Origin of the sequence: Paenibacillus albiflavus, from assembly GCF_004344915.1 — a bacterium.
Taxonomy (GTDB): domain Bacteria; phylum Bacillota; class Bacilli; order Paenibacillales; family NBRC-103111; genus Paenibacillus_AM; species Paenibacillus_AM albiflavus.
This window is the reverse complement of sequence record NZ_SKFG01000054.1, coordinates 1-7,503: the sequence shown is the minus strand read 5'-3', so window position 1 is coordinate 7,503 and position 7,503 is coordinate 1. Positions and strand designations below refer to the sequence as shown.

Here is a 7,503-nt window from a genome sequence, read left to right as displayed (position 1 = left end):
GAAGGTAAGTATAATGCCGCGCCCCATATCTGTTACCACCAGTACAGTCTTTCGGTGAAAACGATCAACCCAAACCCCCGCTATTAATCCCAACAGTACGTACGGAAGCCATCTAGATGCTGAAACCCAGCCAACATCAACAGCACTGCCTCCCATATTACTAACCACCAATACCTGAAGAGCCAGGGTAGTAATATATGTACCAAAGTTTGAAGTTGTCGATGCAAGCCAAAAATGAACAAAGCTTCTGTGCTCCCTTAATTTCATCGGGGGTTCACCTCTTTTGTCAATTTATCCACCTTATAAATATAGTAATCACTCCTCTACTTTTTCCAACCTAAGTATTATCATAGTTTCATATACTTTATAGCATCTGTTACGCTAAACTGCCCGTTAGCTTAATCATTAATAATTTCTGATTTAACGTCTATTTATTTTATTTCAACTCTTCTCAAGCATTCATTAGGAGAAGAACCAAGGGAATTCATTTTTTAGCTGGTAAGGGTCATTTTCTTTAAAAGATTGAATACGTCCATCTTTCACATTATCTATATTTGATTTTAGAGAATAATTGATAGAATTCCCCTTAATAAATTGCCTTGTCCAGCTCTCAGGAGAATGATAGTACAGTCCGATTTCATTGTAAGCAAATTCATTAATTAAACCAAGATTATAAGCCTCCATGAATAATGGGATATCTACAATTAGAGGTGAGATTACAGAAATATTATTTTCTCTAAGCTTATCGATACCTTCTTGACTACGAACGGCAACAGATAACGTCTCAGAGAACTCTACACCTGCATTCTTTAATATGGGAATCCATCTATTTGAATAACTGCTCGCTTGATTAATGATATCAGCTACGTGTAAGACTTTCTTGTTATGTAAGTCAAGTTCAACTGAATTTCCCTCATGATCAGTAACATGATACTCTCCATTTTTATATAAAAAGATATGTGGGATTTTGAGCTTTTTTGCAATCGGTATTGAAAAAAACCAATCTCTTCTTTCTCCACCAGATATCATCGATGGTTCATTACTATTTTGTGATAAATAAAACTCCAAAAGGGCATCAATAGAAGCATCATAAGACTTATCGGCATTGACCACCTGATTGACTGTTTTTAGAATAGCTTTTGATTGTTGTTCCTTTGATTGATTAGCCTTTAAGATATTATTTAGGTTATTCAGGACTTCAATAGCTTCATTCTTTCCAGCAATGTTCTCGGTGTTAATATAGAATGGACCCGGTATTCCTGATGTATACCAAAATGCATCATCTTCCATGCTTTTTCTAACTGCTAGACCGTTTGTTGATATTAATCGTTCAAGCAACAACTGCGATACACGAACATCTGACAAAGAAAGCACCCCCTAATTTTCTTTGTCTATTATACATAATTTACCACTATCAAACCAATCAAAAAATATAATTTACATACTGATTTTGGAAAAGTAAATCATAGGTTTCGTTTCTGTTACGTAGGTTTTGATGGGTATCAAAGGCTACCATTGCGCCTTCTTTTAAAACCATCACTTTATCGCAGTCCAATATAGTAGATAAACGGTGAGCAATGGAAATCATGGTTTTCCCCGATGAAAGGCTCTTGAGTTCTGTAATAATGTCATTCTCGTTTTCATTGTCAAGAGCGCTTGTACTTTCGTCAAAAATGATGATGTCCCTGTCCTGTAAAAACGCACGGGCAATAGATAGGCGCTGTCTCTGCCCCCCTGAAAGTTTTACACCTTTTTCTCCGATTATCGTATCTAATTTATTCTGCAAGGTTTCAATGAAGTCATAAATACTCGCTCTGCGGCAGCACTCTATCAGTTCCGCATCGGTTGCGCTGGCCTTTGCCAACAATAGGTTTTCTCTGATCGTCATATTGAAAAGAACCGGTTCCTGCACAACTATACTAACTTTTTCTGACAGACTCTCGCCATTCACAGTATATATATCAATGCCGCCAATGCGTACAATACCACCCTGCGGTTTAATCTTCCCTGTCAACAGTTTGGCGATGGTAGACTTGCCGCTGCCGCTTTTACCGACGATTGCCAGATGTTCACCCTTACTCACAGAGAACGAAATACCGTGAAGAGCAAATGAATCGTTTCCCTCATATGTAAATTTCAAATTTTCAACATGAATATCTGTCCCATCAATTTTCTGATAGGGTCTTTTACTTACTTCTAAATTCAGTATCTCGACAACTTTTTCGATATTCACCGAATCATTCTTAAAGTTTATTATGGAATTACTAATGTTTTCTATATTCCCGAAAAACTGCCCATAAAAGCTGATAAAAACGAGCAGCACACCAACTTGTGAGTAACCATTAATGACGAATAATCCGCCAATAAAATAGATAAACAACTGGGTAATGAAGTTTTTCGTGAAGAACGAATAGGTAATCCCTAGATGCGAATACAGCTGGCTTAAAAACCAAATAGGCCTTATCTTCTGATAGTGTCCGTTTAATTCATCAAGTTGCGCGTCTTCAAGGTTGTTGATCTTAACATCTTTCCAGTTTTGAATACTCGAGTGTAAAAAGCTTTCATATTTTGTTTGCAGCTTCCATAGTTCCTCTTTGGCTTTCTTCGATTTTCCTCCCAAAAAATTAACCATCAAAAAAGATATCGGAACAAAAATAAAACTGAGAAGCGCGATCCGCCAGTCGTAACATAGCAAAATAACCGCCAGCGCAACTGCATAAACGACGCTGTAAATAAAATCTAATATATGGGTAGTGAAAAAATTCTCGGCAACAGTAGAATCGCTTTCAATCCGACTCTTAACGTCGCCAATGCTATATTTGCAATATACATCATGATCAAGACTGGTATACTTTTTCAGCAATTTATTCTTTATTCTCAGGTCATATTTCAGTATTAACCGGTTTGAAAACCTCTTACTGACTGTGATCCCGATTGTCGCGAACAGGAAAACAGCCAGATAACCGATGATGACAGGCCAAAGCTCGTTTATATTTTTATCTACTAAAACGCGATTCACCAAAAACGAGTACAAGAACAAAGGAATAAGCCCGAATATTAAGTTCCACACCTTGAAAAAGCCAAGCGCAATCAATGGCTTGTTAATGCCATCTATATCCCGAGTTAATGCCTTAAAGGTATCCAACCGATTCATACGCTTCATCTCCTATGCACTGCTCGCTGAATAAGTCTATATACGTTTCATTGCTTTTAATCAGCACGTCGTGAGTATCAAAGCCTGCGACAACGCCGTCCGCTAAAACCGCGATTTTATCACAGTTTTTGATGGTGGAAAAACGGTGGGCGATTATAATAAGCGTCCGATCTTTTGACATATCCCTCATCATGTTCCGAATAAGCGCTTCATTCTGGCTGTCAAGGAACGATGTGGCCTCGTCGAAGATCAATATCTTGGGATTCTTAACTAATATCCTCGCGATAGCCAGACGCTGCTTCTGCCCGCCGGATAATTCTTGCCCGTCAGTTCCAAGCAGCGTGTCCAGCCCGTTTGGAAGTGTCAGGTAAACATCATAAAGGGCGGCTTTCTTAAGCGCTTCCAGCAATGCGTCATCATGATCCTTGTTGTTCGTAAATGAAAGATTGTAACGCAGGGTATGATCATAAAGGATTGTCTCCTGATGGACAATACCCACCTGACTCCGCAAGCTATGTAGGCTATATTCATTGACATTTATTCCATCGATCAGAAGCTCGCCGCCGTCAACGTTATATAAATTGTAGAGCAGGTTGGCCATCGACGTTTTACCTGCGCCGCTCTTTCCGACAATGCCAATTGTGCTTCCTGCACCAATACGAAGATTGAATCCGTTAAGAACATGCTTATCTTCGGTGTATCCAAATGTGACATTGTTAAATTCAATCGTGCCATCCTTAATTTGTTTCGGAGGATGACTTTCTTTGTAATCTTCTTCATCTTCATTCAGAATATCCACGACACGTTGTAAGGAGATAAGTTGCTTCCCTGCATCCATAATTTTACCATTTATGGAACTGAAGTAGTTCACAGCCATATTGAAATAGCTTACGGCGGCTACAAAAACGCCGAGCTGCATGTGGCCTTTCACAATGAAATAGGCACAGGTCACAAATATCACCAGTTGTGCGATAAGCATGATGAACGAATTAACCCTTTCTGCCGTTACGTCGATTCTGCCACTTTCCACGTTCATTTTATTGATGGCTGTCGTTTTTCGCAAATAAAACCTCGTTACTTGTTTACGTGCATTAAGGATTTTTATCTCCTGCAAATTTTTCACAATTTCAAACAAGTAAGAGGATAGTTTGCCTTGTTCCTTTGAAATATTCTTCCTGACATTTTGCGATTTTTTCTTGAAATGTTTCGAGGTAAAGAACACGACGGGAACCAGTACGACTGTAAAAACTCCCAAAAGTAGATTATAGTAAAACATGAAGCAGACAGAGAATAGTATATGCAAAAAGTTGGAATATCCCCAAAGACCGCTCCAGAATACGAGATTCATAATATCCTTGGTGTCGTTGTTCATTCGGCTGATCATATCTCCGCTATACATCCCGGAGAGGTCTTTCCCTTTTTTATGTAATATCTTTTTGAAAAGAGCCCGCCGTATATCAAAGACAAAACCCGTCATCAAATGTGACGAAATGAGATTGTTTAACGTCATAACGATAAATTGATTGAAAAAGAGTATGCCAGCATAGATAAAGCACAAATTCAAAAAGGCGGTCATGTCTTTATCATAAAAAGCGATATTGATAATTTTTCCGTTGAGGAACGGATAAATCAAATTGATCATAGTTCCTAATGTAGTGATGATGAACCCACATAAAAATACCCATTTGTGCATGAACACAAATTTCGTGACCCATTGCCTTTTTGTCATAAACTCAACTCTCTTATCTATAGAAAATATGGATTGGTTTCGAATGTTACCTATCGTAAAATAGAATGTCTAATTTTACAAACATCAAAAACACATGTTCGCTATTTTGCATAGATTTACACATTCACGTTACAATGCCTGATTTCAGGGTTTTCAGAAAATAACAACTCTGTTTATCTCTAAAAACCTTAGATTTCCTTATATTTTCTCTGTTGGTACATTGAGCTGAACTGCCCGTTAACTAAGAAGGCTATCGATCCATTGCTGTCGGCAGCCTTCTCCTGAAATTATTTGAGCTAAAGTATCCCATTAGATTAAAGGGGTTAAAGTTTTTTAGTCAACGGAAATAAAACACACTCTTTAATAGTCTCACTATCGGTTAGCACCATTAACAAGCGTTCAATGCCAAATCCCCAGCCAGAAATGGGGGGCATCCCATATTCCATCGCTACTAGATAATCTTCATCCATCTCCATAGCTTCTAAGTCTCCATTGCTCTTAAGGAGCGCTTGAGCCTCTAACCTTTTTCTTTGTTCTAATGGGTCAACCAACTCTGAATAAGCATTAATAATTTCTGCGCCATTCACCACTAATTGAAACCGATCGGTAAGAGTAGGATTGTGATCATTGCTTCTAGCTAATGGAGATAAATCGATAGGATGCTGGACTAAAAAAGTCGGTTTCAACAGTTGAGGCCGGCACATTTTTTTGTAAAGAAGATCAATGAAATTACCTCTACCTAAAGATTCAATATCCGATTGTTCTAAGTGGATATTTTGCCTCTTGGTTTCTTGATATAAATCTTTAACATCAGGATATAGGTCTATATCAATCCCAGTGTCTCTTAAGATTAAATCCCTAAAGGAGACAATGTCCCATTCTAATGAAAAATCAATCATATGACCTTTTATTGTAATGGTAGTTCTATTAAAGGTTCTATCAAGAATATACAGGACCATATCACGCATTAATTTCATTGTATCCTCATAGTTCCAATATGCAGCATATCCTTCAACCATTGTGAATTCTTGAAGATGCTGAGGACTGATCCCTTCATTTCTAAAACACTTTGCAAATTCAAATATTTTGGTAAAACCACCGACAATTAATCTTTTCAAATAAGTTTCAGGGGCAATGCGTAAGTTTAATTCAGTGTCTAACGAGTTATGATAAGTCCTAAAAGGTTTAGCAATTGCACCCGAGGAAGTATGCTGGAGGACTGGCGTTTCTACTTCTAGGAAATTGTGATCCTCAAAGAATCTCCTAATGGCACTGACCATTTTAGTTCTAGTTAATAAACGTATTTGAGTTTCCTTGGTCATTATTAAATCTAAGTATCGTTGTCTATATCGAGTTTCAATGGAAGTTAATCCGTGCCATTTTTCTGGCAAGGTACGCAAAGCTTTACCGAGAAATACATAGCTAACAATTCGCAGTGTTTTCTCATTTGTCTTGGTGGTATACATATGTCCTTCAACACCGAAAAAATCCCCAATATCGATTAATTTATGAAATTGATTAAAAGATTTCTCACCAACCTCTTCCTTGCTTAAAAGAAGCTGTAAGCTTCCTTCTATATTCGATATGGTAATAAAAGCAAACTTACTAAAGCTCCTAATACCCATTATTCTTCCAGCAACTCGTACACCGGATGTTCCATCTTCAAGCAGGGCTGCCTCATAAAGTTCAGCATTTGTCGTAAATTTCTCAGGATATACCGGGATTCCCTGAGATCTCATACTGTCTAATTTCTCTAATCTAAGGATCATTTGTTCATTACTCATTCTTATCACTCCATTTTTTATCAGGACTTAAAATCACGTGTACAAGTAAACAACAAAAAAACTCCCACCCCCAAGATTATTCATCTTGAGGACGAGAGTTGTTAGCTTCGTGGTACCACCTCAGTTTTATTGATATGTTACCATATCAACCTCTTCGGGTACGGCAATATTGTATTGGTTATACCCTATCTCAATAACGGGAGATCCCGTCGCAGCATCACTAAGAATTACATCTTAGATCCGTGCGAAGCTCCGAGCCTTTTTTCATTAAGATCATTATTACTCCTTCACACCAATCAGGAGCTCTCTGCAAATAATTAATCAAAATTACTTTTCTTATCATAGCCGTATATTATATTTTAATATTTAAAATACTCTAGCAAAATTGTATCATTTGGTCAAATTTTTTTGTCATAGTCCATGATGTCTTAATATAACTATCGTTCCCGTTAGCTGAATAAATAAAGATATTGATTCATGCCAGAACGTAGAAAGACCCACAAACGTTGGTTTGCAGGTCACTCCTCTTTCGTCGACTATTTCTCTTCGATTGGCGTATAAATCTCTAGCTCACTTTCAGGTGAAGTCGGATTAAATCTTTCGTCCATCAACTCCACTACCCAACCTTTACTATGTTTGTAGCCATTCTCATCAATCCAACGGTTAAGAGAACCATAAGCATCACCTATTTTCCAAATCTCACCTTTGTGCGTATAGACAGCATAAGTGCACAAAGGAGTGGTCTGGCTTACCATTCCTTGTGGAATAGAACCAATCTCTGTGACTTGAGCGGTTGTATAGTAGGTTCCAAGGTTATCGGGTGCATAATTACCTGG

The 7,503-nt window shown here is 37.9% G+C and carries 6 protein-coding genes and 1 other annotated feature; all 6 genes read right to left on the bottom strand.

The genetic code is table 11. The features are described from left to right. On the bottom strand, window positions 1–267 hold a 267-nt coding region (locus E0485_RS24005), incomplete at its 3' end, for an MFS transporter (RefSeq protein WP_165921282.1). 195 nt (window positions 268–462) lie between these two features. Then, on the bottom strand, window positions 463–1,365 hold the full coding sequence (locus tag E0485_RS24000) for a phosphoribosyltransferase (RefSeq protein ID WP_132420577.1): 903 nt from the start codon (window positions 1,363–1,365) through the stop codon (window positions 463–465). Window positions 1,366–1,423: 58 nt separating this feature from the next. Beyond that, window positions 1,424–3,154, bottom strand: a complete 1,731-nt coding sequence (locus E0485_RS23995) for an ABC transporter ATP-binding protein (RefSeq protein WP_165921281.1) — start codon at window positions 3,152–3,154, stop codon at window positions 1,424–1,426. Then, on the bottom strand, window positions 3,132–4,847 hold the full coding sequence (locus E0485_RS23990; protein ID WP_268957634.1) for an ABC transporter ATP-binding protein: 1,716 nt from the start codon (window positions 4,845–4,847) through the stop codon (window positions 3,132–3,134). Before E0485_RS23990 ends, E0485_RS23995 begins: the two co-directional genes overlap by 23 nt. Before the next feature lie 359 nt (window positions 4,848–5,206). Next, window positions 5,207–6,667: a lysine--tRNA ligase gene (gene lysS, locus E0485_RS23985; protein WP_132420574.1), complete on the bottom strand. Its 1,461-nt coding sequence runs from the start codon at window positions 6,665–6,667 to the stop codon at window positions 5,207–5,209. An 84-nt stretch (window positions 6,668–6,751) separates the two neighbouring features. Further along, window positions 6,752–7,019 (bottom strand) — a binding site (T-box leader). A 184-nt stretch (window positions 7,020–7,203) separates the two neighbouring features. Next, window positions 7,204–7,503 (bottom strand): GyrI-like domain-containing protein (locus tag E0485_RS23980; RefSeq protein ID WP_207911049.1); only part of this gene is annotated, 300 nt, incomplete at its 5' end.

Coding starts and splice junctions, on each gene's coding strand:
- E0485_RS23995 (WP_165921281.1), bottom strand. CDS start 3,154: ATGAATCGGTTGGATACCTTTAAGGCATTAACTCGGGATATAGATGGC.
- E0485_RS23990 (WP_268957634.1), bottom strand. CDS start 4,847: ATGCACAAATGGGTATTTTTATGTGGGTTCATCATCACTACATTAGGA.
- lysS (WP_132420574.1), bottom strand. CDS start 6,667: ATGAGTAATGAACAAATGATCCTTAGATTAGAGAAATTAGACAGTATG.